The 15975-nt window shown below is 58.3% G+C and carries 18 protein-coding genes; 7 read left to right on the top strand and 11 right to left on the bottom strand.

Annotated features, from left to right (window positions below):
- Positions 1–122: 122 nt before the first annotated feature.
- The 6 genes from ACN2TU_RS08260 to ACN2TU_RS08235 all read right to left on the bottom strand — a co-directional run bounded on the left by ACN2TU_RS08260 (position 123) and on the right by ACN2TU_RS08235 (position 6153).
- On the bottom strand, positions 123–326 hold the full coding sequence (locus tag ACN2TU_RS08260; RefSeq protein WP_435154573.1) for a DUF8005 family protein: 204 nt from the start codon (positions 324–326) through the stop codon (positions 123–125).
- 1 nt (position 327) lies between these two features.
- Positions 328–1515 carry an ABC transporter ATP-binding protein gene (locus ACN2TU_RS08255; protein ID WP_435154572.1) on the bottom strand — a complete coding sequence of 396 codons (1188 nt, stop codon included), beginning with the start codon at positions 1513–1515 and terminating at the stop codon, positions 328–330.
- A 6-nt stretch (positions 1516–1521) separates the two neighbouring features.
- A complete protein-coding gene (locus tag ACN2TU_RS08250; RefSeq protein ID WP_435154571.1) occupies positions 1522–2469 on the bottom strand; it encodes a carbohydrate ABC transporter permease in 948 nt (315 codons plus the stop codon).
- Entirely contained in the window at positions 2470–3453 is a 984-nt protein-coding gene (locus ACN2TU_RS08245; protein ID WP_435154570.1) for a carbohydrate ABC transporter permease, read from the bottom strand.
- Between the two features lie 12 nt (positions 3454–3465).
- Positions 3466–4932 (bottom strand): extracellular solute-binding protein, encoded by a 1467-nt coding sequence (locus ACN2TU_RS08240; protein ID WP_435154568.1) that lies wholly within the window; start codon positions 4930–4932, stop codon positions 3466–3468.
- A 234-nt stretch (positions 4933–5166) separates the two neighbouring features.
- Positions 5167–6153, bottom strand: a complete 987-nt coding sequence (locus ACN2TU_RS08235) for an aldo/keto reductase (protein WP_435154567.1) — start codon at positions 6151–6153, stop codon at positions 5167–5169.
- A gap of 372 nt (positions 6154–6525) precedes the next feature.
- Between ACN2TU_RS08235 and ACN2TU_RS08230 the strand changes: the two genes are divergently transcribed.
- Positions 6526–7323 (top strand): DUF8054 domain-containing protein, encoded by a 798-nt coding sequence (locus tag ACN2TU_RS08230; RefSeq protein ID WP_435154566.1) that lies wholly within the window; start codon positions 6526–6528, stop codon positions 7321–7323.
- A gap of 19 nt (positions 7324–7342) precedes the next feature.
- Here the strand turns inward: ACN2TU_RS08230 and trmB are convergent, their stop codons facing one another.
- Together trmB and ACN2TU_RS08220 are read right to left on the bottom strand one after the other, a co-directional pair.
- Positions 7343–8404 (bottom strand): HTH-type sugar sensing transcriptional regulator TrmB, encoded by a 1062-nt coding sequence (gene trmB / locus ACN2TU_RS08225; protein ID WP_435154564.1) that lies wholly within the window; start codon positions 8402–8404, stop codon positions 7343–7345.
- 465 nt (positions 8405–8869) lie between these two features.
- Complete coding sequence (locus tag ACN2TU_RS08220) at positions 8870–9616, bottom strand: proteasome assembly chaperone family protein (protein WP_435154563.1); 747 nt, start codon at positions 9614–9616, stop codon at positions 8870–8872.
- Between the two features lie 130 nt (positions 9617–9746).
- Here ACN2TU_RS08220 and ACN2TU_RS08215 point away from each other — a divergent pair, with 130 nt between their 5' ends.
- Complete coding sequence (locus ACN2TU_RS08215; RefSeq protein ID WP_435154561.1) at positions 9747–10736, top strand: mechanosensitive ion channel family protein; 990 nt, start codon at positions 9747–9749, stop codon at positions 10734–10736.
- Between the two features lie 18 nt (positions 10737–10754).
- Here ACN2TU_RS08215 and ACN2TU_RS08210 read toward each other — a convergent pair whose 3' ends face one another.
- From ACN2TU_RS08210 to ACN2TU_RS08200, 3 genes are all read right to left on the bottom strand, one after another.
- Positions 10755–11153, bottom strand: a complete 399-nt coding sequence (locus ACN2TU_RS08210; protein WP_435154559.1) for a universal stress protein — start codon at positions 11151–11153, stop codon at positions 10755–10757.
- Between the two features lie 35 nt (positions 11154–11188).
- Positions 11189–11737 (bottom strand): GNAT family N-acetyltransferase, encoded by a 549-nt coding sequence (locus ACN2TU_RS08205; protein ID WP_435154558.1) that lies wholly within the window; start codon positions 11735–11737, stop codon positions 11189–11191.
- A gap of 65 nt (positions 11738–11802) precedes the next feature.
- Positions 11803–13185 carry a bifunctional metallophosphatase/5'-nucleotidase gene (locus tag ACN2TU_RS08200; RefSeq protein ID WP_435154556.1) on the bottom strand — a complete coding sequence of 461 codons (1383 nt, stop codon included), beginning with the start codon at positions 13183–13185 and terminating at the stop codon, positions 11803–11805.
- 50 nt (positions 13186–13235) lie between these two features.
- Between ACN2TU_RS08200 and ACN2TU_RS08195 the strand changes: the two genes are divergently transcribed.
- The 5 genes from ACN2TU_RS08195 (at position 13236) to ACN2TU_RS08175 (ending at position 15934) form a co-directional block, all read left to right on the top strand.
- Positions 13236–13475, top strand: a complete 240-nt coding sequence (locus tag ACN2TU_RS08195; protein ID WP_435154554.1) for a DUF5816 domain-containing protein — start codon at positions 13236–13238, stop codon at positions 13473–13475.
- 42 nt (positions 13476–13517) lie between these two features.
- Positions 13518–14054 (top strand): hypothetical protein, encoded by a 537-nt coding sequence (locus tag ACN2TU_RS08190; RefSeq protein WP_435154552.1) that lies wholly within the window; start codon positions 13518–13520, stop codon positions 14052–14054.
- A gap of 147 nt (positions 14055–14201) precedes the next feature.
- Positions 14202–14519, top strand: coding sequence for a DUF7116 family protein (locus ACN2TU_RS08185; RefSeq protein WP_435154551.1), 318 nt, complete (start codon positions 14202–14204; stop codon positions 14517–14519).
- Between the two features lie 130 nt (positions 14520–14649).
- Positions 14650–15138: a DUF309 domain-containing protein gene (locus tag ACN2TU_RS08180; protein WP_435154549.1), complete on the top strand. Its 489-nt coding sequence runs from the start codon at positions 14650–14652 to the stop codon at positions 15136–15138.
- A gap of 583 nt (positions 15139–15721) precedes the next feature.
- Complete coding sequence (locus ACN2TU_RS08175) at positions 15722–15934, top strand: LolA family protein (protein ID WP_435154547.1); 213 nt, start codon at positions 15722–15724, stop codon at positions 15932–15934.
- Positions 15935–15975: the final 41 nt, after the last annotated feature.

Below are 15975 nucleotides of genomic sequence, written 5' to 3'. Positions count from 1 at the left end.
GGCTCACCTGTGAGACGGTGTTATTCTTTTCCTTTCTATCGCTCTGTGGGGGGGCGTTGGTACTTTCGTCTCGACAACCTGACAACAGGAGGACAGACCGTTGGGAGTCGCAGGGAATCACGTCAGTACAACTGCTGTTTTTTATCGTCGCGTTCACGTTCCCGCTCTTCCTCCGCTTTCTTCGCTCGTCGATTTTCGAGCAGCGTTCGGATGCCTGGAATGATTTTTTTCTTCAGGTCAAGGACAAACGACACGATACCGTACGCCCAGAAGAAAAACAAGAGCGTTCCCGCCCCGAAATACAGCAATCCGAACTCCACTGCCATCTTAGTCGTCCCCCTCCGCTTCGGTGCCGGTGGGGCCGGTTTCGACGGACGCGAACTCCAATCCGTGCGCGATCGCGTCGCCGGTTTCAGTATCGAAGAGATGAATCCGCTCCCGGTCGAGGACGACTTCCACGTCCTGGTCGATGTCGATGTCCTTGTCCGGGTTGACGCTCATCAACAGTTGGTGGGAGTCGTCCGCTTCCGCGTCCATGCCCGCCGCCGAGCCTTCGCCCGTAAGGATGTAGACGAAGATTTCATCACCCATCGGTTCGAGCACGTCGGTTCGGGCGTTGATACGATGTGTCGGGTTTGCCACGTTGTCGGCATCATCAACGAGATACACGTCCTCGGGACGGACACCCATGGTCAACCTGTCGTCCACCGAAATACCGTTGAGTTGCCCCGTATCGAACTCGACGTGGTAATCCGGCGTCTCTAGTCCGTTCGAATCGACGACGCCCTCTACGAAGTTCATGCTCGGCGAGCCCATGAACCCTGCGACGAACAGGTTTTTCGGCTCGTTGTAACATTCGAGTGGTGGTGCGAACTGCTGGAGTTCACCCTTGTTGATGACCGCCACGCGGTCGGACATGGTCATCGCCTCTGCCTGGTCGTGCGTAACGTAGATGATGGTCGCATCGAGCTCCTTGTGGAGTCGCTGGAGTTCGGTGCGCATGTGGACGCGCAGTTTAGCGTCGAGGTTCGCCAGCGGTTCGTCCATCAGGAACACTTCCGGTTCGCGCACGATTGCGCGGGCGATGGCGACACGCTGGCGCTGACCGCCGGACATTTCGTCCGGCATCCGGTCGAGCATCCCTTCGAGTTGGACGATTTCCGCCGCGTCTTCGACGCGGCGGTCGACTTCTTCTTTCTCGTAGTTCCGGAGTCGCAGGCCGAAGCTGATGTTGTCGTACACGTCCATGTGCGGGAACAGCGCGATGTTCTGGAACACCATCGCGATGCCGCGGTCTTTCGGTGGGAGATTGGTGACCTCTCGGTCCGCGATGGATATCTTCCCCTCCGTGGGCATCGTAAGTCCTGCGATGGTTTCGAGGGTCGTGGACTTCCCACACCCCGACGGACCGACGAGCGTGACGAACTCGCCGTCCTCGATTTCGAGGTTCATGTCGTCGACTGCCGTTACATCGTCGTACCGTTTCGAAACGTGTTCTAAGTTGACTTCACCCATTGTGTATCACTCCTTCAGCGCGCCAGCGGTGAGTCCGCTGACGATTTTTTCCTGTGCGATGACGACGAGGATGGCGATGGGCAGGACGCCCACGATGCTCGCCGCCGCCATCAAGTTGTAGAACTCGGCGTACTGACCCTGGTAGCCAAGGATACCCCACAACAGTGGAGCCCAGTTCTCCGGTTTCCCGTTCGTCATCAGGAACGAGAAGAAGAACTCGTTGTACACCGAGATAAACGTTAACACCCCTGCCGTCGCCACGCCCGGTGCCGACAGCGGGATGATGACTCGGAACAGCGCGCCGAGTCGCGTCGTTCCCTCGATTCGTGCGGCGTCCTCCAGGCCGTCCGGAATCTGGCCGTAGAACGTCGTCAGGATGAATATCGAGAGCGGCATGAACAGCGCGCTGAACGGCAGCACCATCGCGCCCGGCGTGTTGTACAGCATCGGACTGCTGATGCCGAGTATCTCGACGTTACCCGTGAACAGTCGGAACAGCGGGAGCAGGAACGCCGCCGGCGGGAAGTACGAGATGGCGAGGATGAGCAACATCAGCGCACCTCGTCCCGGGAACGACAACCGGCCGAAGACGTAGCCTGCGAGGCTCGCCAACACCAACACGACTGCAGTCGTGATGAGCGCGAGCACGAAGCTGTTGAACATGAAGATATGGAACGGTAACTGCTCGAATATCTCGATGAACACGCCGGGGTTGAATCCCTTCGGGATGAACCAGACGTTCACGATGGCTTCTCGCGGCGTCAGTGCCAGGACGAGGAGCCAGTAGAACGGGAACAGCGTGGTGAACAGGAAGAAGATGGTCACCACGTAGAACATGGCTTGATACGTTCGTTCAGGGTTTTGAATCGACCCCTGAACCCAGCGCTGGAACGGCCCTTGCGTGGTGTCCGCCTGTGTTCGTCCGTCAGTCTGCGTTTGTTCTGCTTCCGCCATTTAGAATCCCCCCTGTGAATCGCGGAACTTCACGATATACACCGACACGACGATTCCGATGATTGCCGCCGTGACGAACGCGACTGCCGCCGCGGTACCGTATCGCCGCGTACTGAACGTCGTAACGACCAGACAGGACAGCGATGGAACCGTCGTACACCCGGAAACGGTTTCGATGAGACCGAAAATCCGCATCGCCGCGATGGTACGGAACAGCAGCGCGACGAGCACCGTCGGAAGCACGAGCGGGAGGGTAATCATCCGGAACTGTTGCCATTTCGACGCACCTGCGACTTTCGCCACGTCGTAGAGACTCCGGTCGATGCTCTGGAGTCCCGCGAGGATGAGCAGGGCCATGAACGCCGTCGTCTTCCAGATGTCGGCGATGATGATGATGCCGAGCGCGGAACTGCTGTTGGACAGCGGCGTATTGGTCAACCCGATCATCTGGGTGAGGCTCGCGCCGAACCCGATGCCCGGCTGGAACATCAGGTAGAAGATCATTCCCTGGATGACGATGGGAACCGCCCACGGGATGATGATTGCCACGCGCACCCAGCGCCGACCACGGAAGTCTTGGTCGAGAACGAGTGCCTGTCCAAAGCCGATGACCGTCTCGATGGCGACGCTGACTATCGTGAAGATGAACGTCACGATGAGCGCGCTCTTAAACGGCTGGCTGAAGTCGATGAACGGTTGTGGCAGTGCCACGGTGTCCAGTTCGCCGGTCAGCAGGGCAACGTAGTTCTGCAGACCAACGAACCCGCCGACCTGTGACCCACCGCGGAGGCTGTCTGCCCGAAGTGACATCTCGAACGTACTGATGAGTGGCCAGAACGCGATGACACTGAGCAACAACAGGGCGGGCGTCAACAGCAAGTACGCAAACTGGGTCTCGCTCAGGTTTTCTATCCAGCGAACCGCGCCAGCGTACGCCCCTGACTTTTCTTTTCGTCGTGAATCCGTCGCTTGTTCGGTTGACATTCTTGTCCACCTCTACTTGTTGTACTCCTCGATCTCTGTGATCTGGCTGTTCAACGTTGACATCGCTTGCTGTGGGCTTTGTTGGCCCGCGTATGCTGCGAAAACGCTCTGCGATATTTTCCCGGATTCCTGCGGCCAGACGACCGAAACGGGACGCGGGAGGGCGTTCTGCCCCGCGACTTTCAGGGTATCGACGTATCGGCCCATGATCGGAATGTTCCGCGCCCGCTTGGTTTCGAGGAGTTTCGGCTCCGGCGGAATCCACCCGATGATTTCGAACAGCTTGAGTTTGAAGCTCTCCGTCGTCATCGCTTCGAGGACTTGCACTGCCTTGTCTCGCTTGTTGGAGTTCGGATTGACGGCGACGTTCCAGCCGCCGAGTGCCGATGCGACGCCACCGAGACCCTGTTTGGCCTGGCTCTTTTTGACGCCGTACGGTATCGGCATCACACCGAGGTCTTTTCCGAACCCACCGTCCTTTTTCGGCGCACCGTTGATGTTGATGGAGTACGGCCAGTTACGGTGCATGACCGCGTTTCCATTGCTAAACGGCGCACGCGAGGTTTCCTCCGTCCAACTCAGAACCGCTCGCGGTGCGATGTTGCCCTCGTAATCGTTCAACGTGTTCGGGGCGCTGTTACCGTGGATGAACGTCCGAATCATTCGTACCGAATCAAGGACGTTCTTCGAATCCAAGGTAACCGGTCGGTTTCCGACCGGGCCGAGGAGGTTATCGACACTCCCGAAATACGTGCCGCCCCAACTGCTGATGAACTCGTTGAAGTCACAACAGGAGAGTCCCTCGTAGGCGCTCGCTTGGAAGGTAAACCCGTAGTTGATGTTGTTGTTGTCCTCTTTTACTTTCTTGGTAACCTTCGAGAACTTCTTCCACGAGATTCCTTCGGTCGCCCAGTTTTCCTTATCCGGGCTGAATCCCGACTGTTTGACCAAATCCTTACGATACTGTATCGTTCCGAAGTCGGAGAACAGCGGAATCGCGTAGAGGTCACCGTCGTCCGATTTGCCGGTGATGACGCTTCCTTGGAAGTAGTCGTTGTTGACCTTGTTGAGCGCCCCCTTTGACATATGCTCGCTCAGGTTGAGCAGTTGGCGTCGTGCGATGAACGGAATCGCCCATCCGCTGTCGACGAGGAGGAGGTCGGGTTCGGAAAGGTTCGCGGACAGCCATCGTTGGTACTGTGACTGCCGGGCACCGGTTTGTTCGTTCCCCGCGAGGACTTCGAGTTTGATCTTTTCGTCAAGCCCAGCCTCGTGGAGTGCATTCTCTATCGCGTCTTTGTTGGTTCTGACGTCGTCGTCGGCCGCCCACTGTATGACGTTGGGATTGCCGCTTTGTCCTCGACTGGTACAGCCAGCGAGACCAGCAGCAGCACCGGACGCACCGACGGCCTTCACGAACTTCCGTCGTGAAACACCGTCCCGCCGACGACCGTCATCACGCTCGCTAACACCCACCATAGTTTTGTAGAACGGAAGGACTCCATTTATAACTTTGGTGCGATTGACTACGAGCGTTGTTGTATTTTCTAGCCACGAAATATCACTTTCGTGCGAATCGAGTATTGGGTAGGTAAAACGATTTATGGCCGATTGCGATACAATTTATCCGACGGATGCAGGAAAAAGTACCTCGCTATTTTCACATTTTGGAAACGCGACCCCCTCTCTTCGTGTATCGACCGGGGTAAGAAGTTAGATTCCAGCGATGTCCCGCGACCAGACCGGCGATTTCGGTGATTCGAGACGCTCCAACTCTTCGTCGGTCAGCGTTACGTCGAGCGATGCGACGTTCTCCTCCAGATGGTCGATGGTTCGCGGACCGACGATCGGCGAATCGACCACCGGTTTGTGGAGAAGCCACGCTAAACTAAGTTGTGCGGGCGTCACATCCTTTTCCTCGGCGATGGCACGTGCCTCGTCCAGCACGGCCCAGTTCTCGTCGGTGAATCGCGCTTGAGTGTGGTCGTCATCCGTCGCTCTTCCTTCGGTCGGTTCCTCACCGCGGTCGTACTTACCCGTCAGGAACCCGCCCGCGAGCGGTGACCACGGGATGACGCCGACCCCTTCCGACTCGCAGACGGGCAGAACGTTTTCCTCTTCGTGGCGGTCGACGAGGTTGTACTCCGGTTGCATGCACGTAAACCGCTCGTAATCGCGGATATCGCTCTCATAGAGGGCCTTCGTGAACTCCCACGCCGCCATCGAACTCGCGCCGATGTAGCGAACCCGCCCCGTCTCCACGAGATAATCGAGCGCCGACAGCGTTTCCTCAATCGGCGTCTCGTCGTCCCAGCGATGAATTTGATAGAGGTCGATGTACTCCGTCCCGAGTCGGTCGATACTGGCCTCCGCTTGGTCGAGGATGTGTTTTCGGGAGAGTCCCTGCCCGTTCGGATAGTCGCCCATCTTCCCGAACACCTTCGTCGCGATGACGAGTTCGTCGCGGTTTCGCCCCTCGATAGCTTTTCCGACGATTTCCTCGCTCTCCCCCCGCGAATAGACGTTTGCCGTGTCGAGGAAGTTGATGCCCATCTCCAATGCGTCGTCGAGCAGTTCGAGACTCGCTTCCTCGTCGTTCATCATCCACGGCTGAGCGCTCCCAAAGTTCATACAGCCGAGACAGAGGCGTGAGACTTCGAGGCCGGTACCGCCGAGTTTCGTGTACTGCATCTCCGTCATGGTTCGCTACATGATTACTGCTGGCTCATGTATAGCGTTGTGGGCAACGGCGACGTTGGGTAGATTTCGGAGAACAGCACAGAAACCATCGAAAGCGGCGTTTTTTCTGGTTTTGGGGGCGTAGCCTGCGAGGTCGCACTGCGACCTCGATAACGAACGGTGAAACCGTAAACCTGCGGTCGCGGAAGCGGTTTTTTTCGAACCGTGAATTGCTACCAGCATGGCGACAGAAATGACCAGCAGAGCGACTACAATCGGGTGCCGTATTGCCGACTTCGTTGACGTGGTATCGACAACGTGCCAAAAATATCCGACCAATCCGACATCTAGTCGCCCGAACACTGAAACGAGTCGCCCACCAACCACTTTCCAATGCTGGAACGACTCCGAAAACCGGAGTACACGGGTGAAAATCGATGTTGGCCCTGCACAGCGCTGAACACCCTTCTTCTCCTTCTCGCGTGCGCGGGGGTGACAGTACTTCCAATAAAACGTACTCGCCGACTCGCGGCCGCCTCATCGCTCGGATTCGCCGGTGGCACCGCCATCGCTCTCCGTGGTTACTTCATTCCGGGAACCCCCCGAATCGCACCTCGGTTACGTGACTCCCTCCTGCCCGATTCCGTCCGACCGAAGCGGCAACCGACGGAAACCGGGTCGCTCGCGAGCGATTCCGACGGCGTGTCGGGCGAGCATGCGGTAGAAGCACTCCTCGATGCTGGTGTCATCCACACCGTCGGGGAGACGCTCCATTTGGACGAGCCGTTTCGCGCCGAATGGCGGACGGAGATTGAACGGGTGAGAGATGGCAACCTCGGAAAGGCGGTTCGAAAAATCGCTCCCGACGCCGCGGACGTAGAACTGGTCGAAGACGGTGACTGGGTCGTGATTTCGGCGGGCGGCCCCGAATCTGAACAGTGGCTTCCGCGTCCGGTCGCAATCGCCGAGGTTGCGGGGGTACGTGTATTGGTCGAGTACGGTATCGAACGGGACGTTCGCACGCAGTCGGCGTCAGCACTGCGAGCATTCCTCCATGACTGTCCGGACTGCGACGAACCGCTCGAAGAAACGACCGCCAGTCGGTGTTGTGGTAGTGGCACTAGTCCCCTTTCGCCTCCCGACGAAGTGCTTTCGTGTCCTGCCTGTCGTCAGTACGTCTTTACGTTCTAAAATACGTCGCCGTATTCAACTATCGCTCGTAGGCGGGTGGTTCGTCGGTGCCGATTCGAATCTCGTGCGCCTCGATGTCTTCGAGCGCGGCGACCTGTCCACCGACCGTGACGACGCCGTTCTCGGTTTCGACCGACATTCCGGCGACGCGTTCGCCACCTTCGAAGGAGAAGCCAACGACTTTCCCGCGAATGACGCGTTCATTGCCGCTCTCGATATCGCGACCCTTGATAGTCGCATAGAAATTGCCCTCCATTCCCTGGATCTCTTTCACACAGCGCCGAATCGAGGCGTATCGCCGGGGGAACGTTCTGCCGTCCCCGTCGGGCGAGAGGGTTCGCTCCGCAGTCGTCCAGAGGACGGTGCCGAAGAAGCCGGAGACGAGAAAGCCAAGCGCCGAGCGGTTGAAGATGACGCCGTAGCGGTCGCGGTCGTCGCGCAGTGCATCCTGCGTGGCGTACATCGAATATTCGCCGTCTGCCACCGCGATGACGGGCGTGGTGATGCCGCGCCGAGCGCGGGCCGTGGTCGCCACGGATTCGTAATCGAACTCCTCCGGCTCGGGTGCTTCCGAGGCAGGTGTGACGAGGAGTTCGACGCTCACTCCGGATTCGATTGCGTCCGCGAGGTCGTCTTCGAATCGGACGAGGAGGTCGGGCGTCAGCGACAGCGCGAGTTCGTACTCCGCGTTTTCGATAACGTCTTCGAGATAGCGCAGGATTGTCGAGCGCGATTTGACGAGGGAAACGGCTTCGGTGTCCCGCGTCGGCGCGGTGTAGCGCGCTTCGAGGTCGGTTATCATGTCGCTGAGCGACGATTGCACGTCGGAGAACGCCTCTTCGGGGTCGATTGCGATGACTTTCATCGGTCGTGATTCACGAAGTTCGACCAGTCCCCGATCGCTCAGGCTTCGGACGGTGTCGTACACCCGCGGTTGCGGAATGTCAGTGTGGTCCGCGATTTGACTCGCAGTCAGTCGTCCGTGTTCGAGCACCGTGAGATAGGCGTCGATTTCGTACTCCCCGAGATTGAACCGTTCTCCGACTCGTTCGAGCGTCAGATAGAGGTCGTCGGAGGCCATTACCCAGAGCAAATCAACGGAGGCCTATAGTACCACCTTTTTATTGCGAGGGTCGCAACCGCGCGACTCTCGATAAAAATTTGGACCAAAAGCACGGCGCTCCTCCCGTTAGTCGTCGCTTGGCCCGCTCGCTTCGCTCGCGGTGAGTGGACTGGTTTCGGTGAAAAGCTAACCTACCTATCGCTTCCTTCGGTCGCTGGCGCGGATAGCGAGTAACGTGAGCGATAGATCGATGACACAATCTCGACAAACTCGATCTACACAACCGCCAGGAGTCGACAAACTACACAACCGCCTGCGGTCAGCAGTTCACCGTGAATGGGGTGTGCAACGACGGAGAGATCGGGCCGAGGAGCGACCAACGGGAGCGACGAGCACTTTTGATCCAGATTTTGCCAGGGAGACAGTCCAAAACCAGCGCCGCACGGCACTGGTTTTGGCTCCCGACCGCAGCAAAAGGTGGGTCTACATGTACATCCTGTCGTCCGGTCGTTCGGATTCGCGGGCCGATTCGACGCGACCGGCGAGTTCAGTGTAGTACTCACTGACCTCTTCGGCGAATGATTCGAGTGGCGCGGTATCGACCGACAGATTGTACACATCGGCGATGCTCTCGGTGAGGCGCAGGGCGGCCTCCACATCGGGCGTCTGGGCGTGAACCGGCGTGACGAACACCCCGGTTTCGAGCTGTGAGTCGATACCCCGCCCGATGAGGGTCGCGTTCACACCATCTAGGAATCCTCGTCCCATTCCCGGAATGTCGGTGTTACCGAGTCGTTTTTTTTGGTAATCCTCCGTCGCGATGTAGAACACGTGGTGTTCTTCCGGCCCGTGTGGTACCGGTACGCCCGAGAGGACGGCGATTTCCTCGACGCCGTTTTCTCCCGTCCAATCGAGAATGGCGTTGGCGAACGAGCCTGCGGCCCACACCGGAACGAACAGTTCGCCGACGAGGATGGTCACGTCGAGGTCGGGCCGGGAAAACAGTCTCGTGTGGTGGCGCGGCTGGCCGTTTTCGAACGGCGTGATGGTGGGCAGTTGCTCGGCGGTGATGTGGCCCGTCTTTTCGAGGTCGAGGTGGTCGACGAGATATTCGACCGCGGTCAGTCCGGCGAGACCGAACTCGGAGATTCCGGCGAGGAGGACGTCATCGGGTTCCACGTGGGAACTGATTTCGAACGACACGCGAGGTTGGTGTGATTCCTGGGACATACAACCTGTTCGACGCGCGGTGGCTTAGTTCGTACTCCTGTCGGTCTCTCACTCGCGCTTGCATCGTCACGACGATACGTCAGACGCCGAAATAGGGGGGTTTTACTTCCCCCGGTGAGAGGCACGACGCATGCCGACGCTCGAAAACCGAATCGAAGGTGTACTCCAGTGGTTTGGAGAAGTCGGCGGTTGGCAGGTGCTGGGACGGGGTTCGAACGACCCCGTTATCATCACGGAAGTCGTTCTTGCGGTTCTGTACATCCTCCTCGGCTGGTACGTCTCGCAGTTGGTCGTCAGCCTCATCGGACGGCAGGTCGCTCGCCGGTTCCAAAGACCCAGCGTTACGAAGACGATTTTGCGCGGCGTACGTGGATTCATCATCTTCGTCGCCGCCGCCTCCGCGGCGGCGCAACTCGGCTTGGGAACCTCGAACATCTTCGTGTCGGTGACCGTGTTTTCCGCCGTGGTTGGTCTCGTTCTCGCACCCATCGTCGGGAGCGTTATCAACGGACTGTTCGTGTTGGCCGACCAACCCTACGAAATCGGCGACCTGATAGAACTGGTCGACAACGGCTCGCCGAACGGCGGCACGAGGGGATACGTTGAAGATATGACGCTGCGATACACGAAGGTCTTCACGCTCGAAAACACGTTTCTCGTCATCCCGAACGCGACGATGCGCGAACGGGACGTAATCAATTATTCCGCAGAGGATACGCGCTCTCGACTGTCGCTCCAACTGCTGGTCACGTACGAAGGCGACCTGGAAGAAGCGCGAGCGATCATGGAACGGTCCGCACGCGAGACACCGGAAGTCGTCGCAGGGGGGCCCGACATTCGAATCGGGAGTGCTCGATACCCGAGCGACCCGGTGGCACAAATCCGGGAGTATGCCGACCATGGCGTCCTGTTGGAACTGCGCTACTGGGTAAAAGACCCGTATTACATGCGCCGAGTGCAGTCGAAAATTCTGGAACGAATCTGGGCGGAAATAGAGGGCGCGGACGTGGAGATGGCCTATCCACATTCACACCTGGTGTTCGACGATACGAGCGGCACTGCACGAGTGTCGGTCGAACCCGAGCAAGCCCCCCGTCCGGTCGAGTTCGACGAGCGGTAATCGAGCGTTCGATGACCGTCAGCCGACCGTAATCAGTTCGCAGTCTATTTTCTCGCTGAGAAACGTCTCGATGTTCGGGTCGTCTACCAGTCGGCGAATCGCACGTCGCCACCGACCCATCTGTTTCCGACCGATAACGACTACGTCGGCCCGAGTTGCGGCGACTTCTTCGAGAATCGTCTCCTCGACCAGAAAGCCGTTTCTGACGACGTAGCGCGCGTTCATGAGGCGGCCAAACGCTTTTTCGACCGTTCGTTTCAGGTCGGTGCGCGTCGTTTCACTTCCGCGATGATAGAGGTTGACGTGGAGGATAGTGAGGTCTGCGTCACGCTCCTCGGCGATGCGGATTGCTTCGGAGAGTGTCCGCCGAGAGTGTTCCGACAGCGGATATCGAACCGGAACGAGGACGCGAGTCATGTGGAGTGGAATGACTCGCCCGCGGGAGAAGCTTACTATTCGCTTTGCCACTCTTCGCGGAGCAGATAGTACTGGACGGTGTCACGGTACTCGCCGTCGATGAACATGTTCTTGTGAGTGCGTCCTTCTTCGGCGAAGCCGAGTGACTCCAAAAGGCCTCGGGAAGCCTCGTTGAACTCGTAGGCCCCTGCGCCCACGGCGGGCGTATCGTAGACTCGGAAGACGTAATCGATAACGAGAGAGACAGCCTCGTTACCGTAGCTGTCGCCGTGAACCTCCGGAACGAGCCAATAGACGAGTTCGGGTCGTCGCCAACTGGCATCCTCGGCGGAGACAACACCGATCGGCTTTACCGCTTCCTCGCCCGGCTGACCGGGGCCGGCGTCGTCCCCGTCGAGACAGACGAGGAACTGGTCTGTACCCTCGTCGTTCCATTCTTCGAGTTGATCCAGATTTTTGAGCGGCGTGCCAAGCGGGTAGCGAATTTCGGGGTTCGTATACGCTCGCTGGAGGAATGGGATGTCCTCGCTTTCGAGCGTTCTGAGCGTCACCCGCTCGCCGCTATCGATACGTGCTCCTGGCATGTGTAGACCGAAAGTGATGATGGATAAATGCGTTCCGTGTTAGGTCGAAAATGATTGACGGAACGCTATTGACGCGTGATGCGCCCCTCGATCTCCGGGTCGATGCCGAACTCGCGGGCGTAGTCGACCAACACCTCGTATTGTACGTCGTCGGTTTCGACGCGGTGTTCCTCGTGGAGTGCGGGAAACTCCTGGTTAGTGTACAGGAGATACTCGGTCGTGGCGACGGTGTACGTCGCGTCTTCGCTGACGGTGTCGCCACCGACGGTGATCGATTCGACATCCCGTTCGGCTCGGTTCCAGACGAGTTCCGCTCCGCTGATGTGTGCGTGCCACCAGTCCGGCTCGCCGAACCCGATGGTGGCGTCGTGGGCTTGTCGGAACACGTCGAACAGTTCCGCACCCGAGAGTTCCGCGACGGCGACGTTCTCCTGGAACGGGATGACGTTCACGAGGTCGGCGACGGTCACGTCGCCGACCAACGAATCGCCTTCGCGGATACCGCCGCTGTTCTGGAGGCCGATGTCCGCGTCGGTCGCCCAGCGATAGGCGTCCGCGACGAAGTTTCCGATGCGGCTTTCGCCATGAAACGTCGTCGCCTCGGTGCGCTCGATTGCGGTTTCGACGGTTCCGACGGTCGTGTCGAGTCCCGTCGTCAGCATCATGTATCGCATCGCTTCCGCGGTCTCGTTGTCTCGTGGTGCGTCCACGATTCGGTGGCGGCTGACGGTCAGTTCGGAACCGAGTTCGATTTCGAGGAGGACGCGACCATTCACACCGGGTCGGGTCACGAGCGTACCGTCGATCTGTTCGACTCGTTCGGAGTGGACGTGGCCGCCGAGGATAACGTCGATATCGAGTTCGGTTGCGAGTTCGCGGTCACCTTGTCCGAGGTGGGAGAGGGCAACGATGTAATCGGCATCCAAATCGCGGAGTGTGGAGACGGCTGTTCGGGCCGTTTGGAGCGGGTCGAGAAAGTCAAGGCCAGTCACGTTTGGATTCAGTGCCGGTGTTTTTGGCGTCGTCAAGCCGAAGATTCCGACTCGCTTCCCCCCGAGTTCATGAATCACATGTGAGGCGGTTCCAGCATCTACGGCGAATCGGGCACCGCTTTCACGGATGTTCGCCGTAAGCCACGTCTGGGGCGATGTTCGAACCAGTTCGCGGGTACGCTCGACGCCGTAATCGAAGTCGTGATTTCCGAAGGTGTCGAAATCGGGTTCGACGGCGTCGAAGAAATCGAGTGCCTGCCGACCCTCCGTCACGAGCGAGAGGGTACCCGGAGCGGTGTTGTCGCCGGTTCCGACGACGAGCGTTTCGTCGTCACGAAGACGGTCGATACAGCCCGCGAGTCGGCCGATATGGTCGGCGTCGTCGTAGGCGTTTTCGAGATCCGAATAGTGGAGGAGACGGAGCGCCATCGGCGAGGAATCTCGGCCGTGGGTCATGACTCCTTCGATGGACACCCATAAATCGGTGGCCCGATAATCGAACTCCGATGGACGAAACGACGACAGCGGACGGCGAAACCGTTTACATCAGTCGCTCGGAGGGAACCCGCGGGTCGAACGGACCGTTTTTCGTCGTCTATCGCTCGCCCGAGGGTGAACGACGGTACGGCTACTTCTGCGGGAACTGCGAGACGCTGGACAACGCGATGGATTCGATGGGGCGTATCGAATGCAATCAGTGTGGTAATCTTCGGAAAGCGACGGAGTGGGACGCGGCCCACGAATAGGTTGGGCAGTCTTTTTAGGCACGTTCCGACCCGAGCGCCGGTATGGCATCAACTGACCCAGAGCTCGTCGCGGAGCTGGAAAGCAGAATGGAGACACTGCTGTTTCCCGATGCTGTGCGATTGGTCGAGTTGCAACACGCAGACAACGGGCCGGGTGTCGCCCGCGACACGCTGGACGCCTATCTGGACGAACTGGAGTACGGGATGGACGCCTTTCCGTCGTCGTTCGAGGAGGTGCTGACCGACTCGGATTCGTGGCACGGTGGGAAGAACGTGTACGAATTGGATGACGGACAAGTCAGCGTCTTCCCCGCCCACTGGCACGAAGCACTTCGGGATACCGTAGACCTGCGCGAGTATCTCCGCGTTATCGGCGTGGATACGATGGAATCGGACGACGATTCCCGTGAGCAAATTACGGCGGATGGCGTCGCCGAGAAACTGCTGTTGGACGCGGCCGTCGGTATCGGTGGAATGAGTCGTGACGATGGGCGACGACAACTCAAGCAACTCCGAGACGAGGGCGATGTGGCCGAGTATCCTTCCCAGCACGCGAATCCGTGGGTACAACTCACCTGATAGTCACCGACTGCTAGTCACGTGAATTACCTGACAGCCGTTCGTTTGTTCCCGTTCGGCGGCCGTTTCGATTTTTTCGCGTACCGAGCTACGTGCGTTTGAGCCTGCAAGAACATTTATTAGGTGGTGTGTGGTATCTTCAAACGGATGGCCCCTGTTAGCACACCACCCATGAAGGAGGCCAAGTCGATTTTCAACAACCTCGGTTACGAGGTCATTGATGACGGTGACGAATTCCGGGCCAGACGGAAGTGGCGAGAAGTACGGGTTACAGCATACGCGGACTCTATGAGCGCGCCGAAACGCGGTGAACTCCGCTGTTTCGTCACGTGGGAAGAGAACGCAACACGTCTTAGTCGGCAGTTGCGGGACTCGGATCCAGAGTACGAATGGGCAGTTATCGCAGTACGAGAAGGCGGCGACTACGAAGTAGCGAGAGCGCCGCCCAGCAAGATAGCAGTGTAGACGGCCGACCCCGTCTACGTCGGTCTCCGCTTTTTTAATCGATACCGTGCGAAACGCTCGGAGGTGAACGTCGGCGCTGCGTAGGCGAGAGTCCGGGGGAGTTAGGGCAGTTCGGAGAGACGCTTTACTCATGGACGACCACACGCGCGACCCGACAGTCGGCCCGCCATCTGCCGACCTGACTCCGACAGGTTGGCTTCCCGAACGGAACCAGTGGGAACACGGAACCCTTCGCCGGGCCGTACTGCACGGCGTTCGCCTGTTCAACGCCGGGGCGTTTCACGAGAGCCACGACTGTTTCGAGGACGAGTGGTACAACTACGGAAGCGGCAGTACGGAGAGCGCGTTTTTACACGGAATGGTGCAGGTCGCCGCGGGCGCGTACAAGCACTTCGATTTCGAGGACGACGACGGGATGCGCTCGCTCTTTCGAACGTCGCTCCAGTATCTTCACGGGGTGCCCCGGGATTTCTACGGCGTCGATATAACCGATGTTCGGACGAAGATGACGAACGCGCTGTCTGACCCGACCGTTCTGCACGGGTGGAAAATACCGCTCGATGAAGCGTACCCTACCGCGAGCGAGGACGATTACGTCTACGCGGAGGCGCTCGATTAAACAGGAGTTCGAAAACGACCGGCCGCACTTCTCGCGCCCGTTCGTTGACCCCGATTCGCGCACGTCCCGCATCGACCTTCGTCCTTTTCGGCCATCTCGGTTCAACCAACGAAAGGATAGCCATCACGGCGATAGACGACCATAACTCCGAAAATAAAAACTGAACTCTGTATTAGTTTGAATTTCGTTGTCGGTGGATGCGTATCGTTTCAGTCGGGACTTCCTCCTTCACACTTCACTGTCTACAATCTGGCCATTATTTTGAAATATTTAGAAATAAACTGCCTACGGCGGTAAGACGGTTTTTAGCCGATACAATCTAAATGGACTCATATATGTTTCTATTATTACTTAAATGTTCTGCCAATAATCATTATCCAGTTAATCAGTTTACACTGGGATGGACACGGCCTGTGTCCAAGGTGTTTCAATGACGTTTGGAAGACGAAGTGTCGTCCTCATGACTGTGTTCCTGTTGACCGCAGAGTAGGCGTTGCGTTCGCAACGACCGACAGTCATGTCCGCGACACAGATGGCGCAGTATCGGGCGTTTCTGACGAACTAGATGTAGTCACGAACACCGTTGGCGCTCAAGGGGACAACGGCGGAGGATGTCGTCCAGAAGGCGACGGAATCCTACAAAGACATCGACTCGTTCAAGGCGACGGTAACGTCGCAATCACAGTCCGGCGAACTATCAACCGAGTCACAGGCAACGCTCTGGTACGCGAAAGACGGTAATTACCGCATCGAGTACCAGAAACCAGAATCGCAGGATGGGAACATCATGATTTGAACCGGTTCGAAGTACACGCTCTACAACGCGTCTTCGAACAC

The organism is Haladaptatus marinus (genome assembly GCF_051194195.1).
The sequence above is the reverse complement of the archived record's forward strand: the minus strand, read 5'-3'. Positions and strand labels throughout refer to the sequence as shown.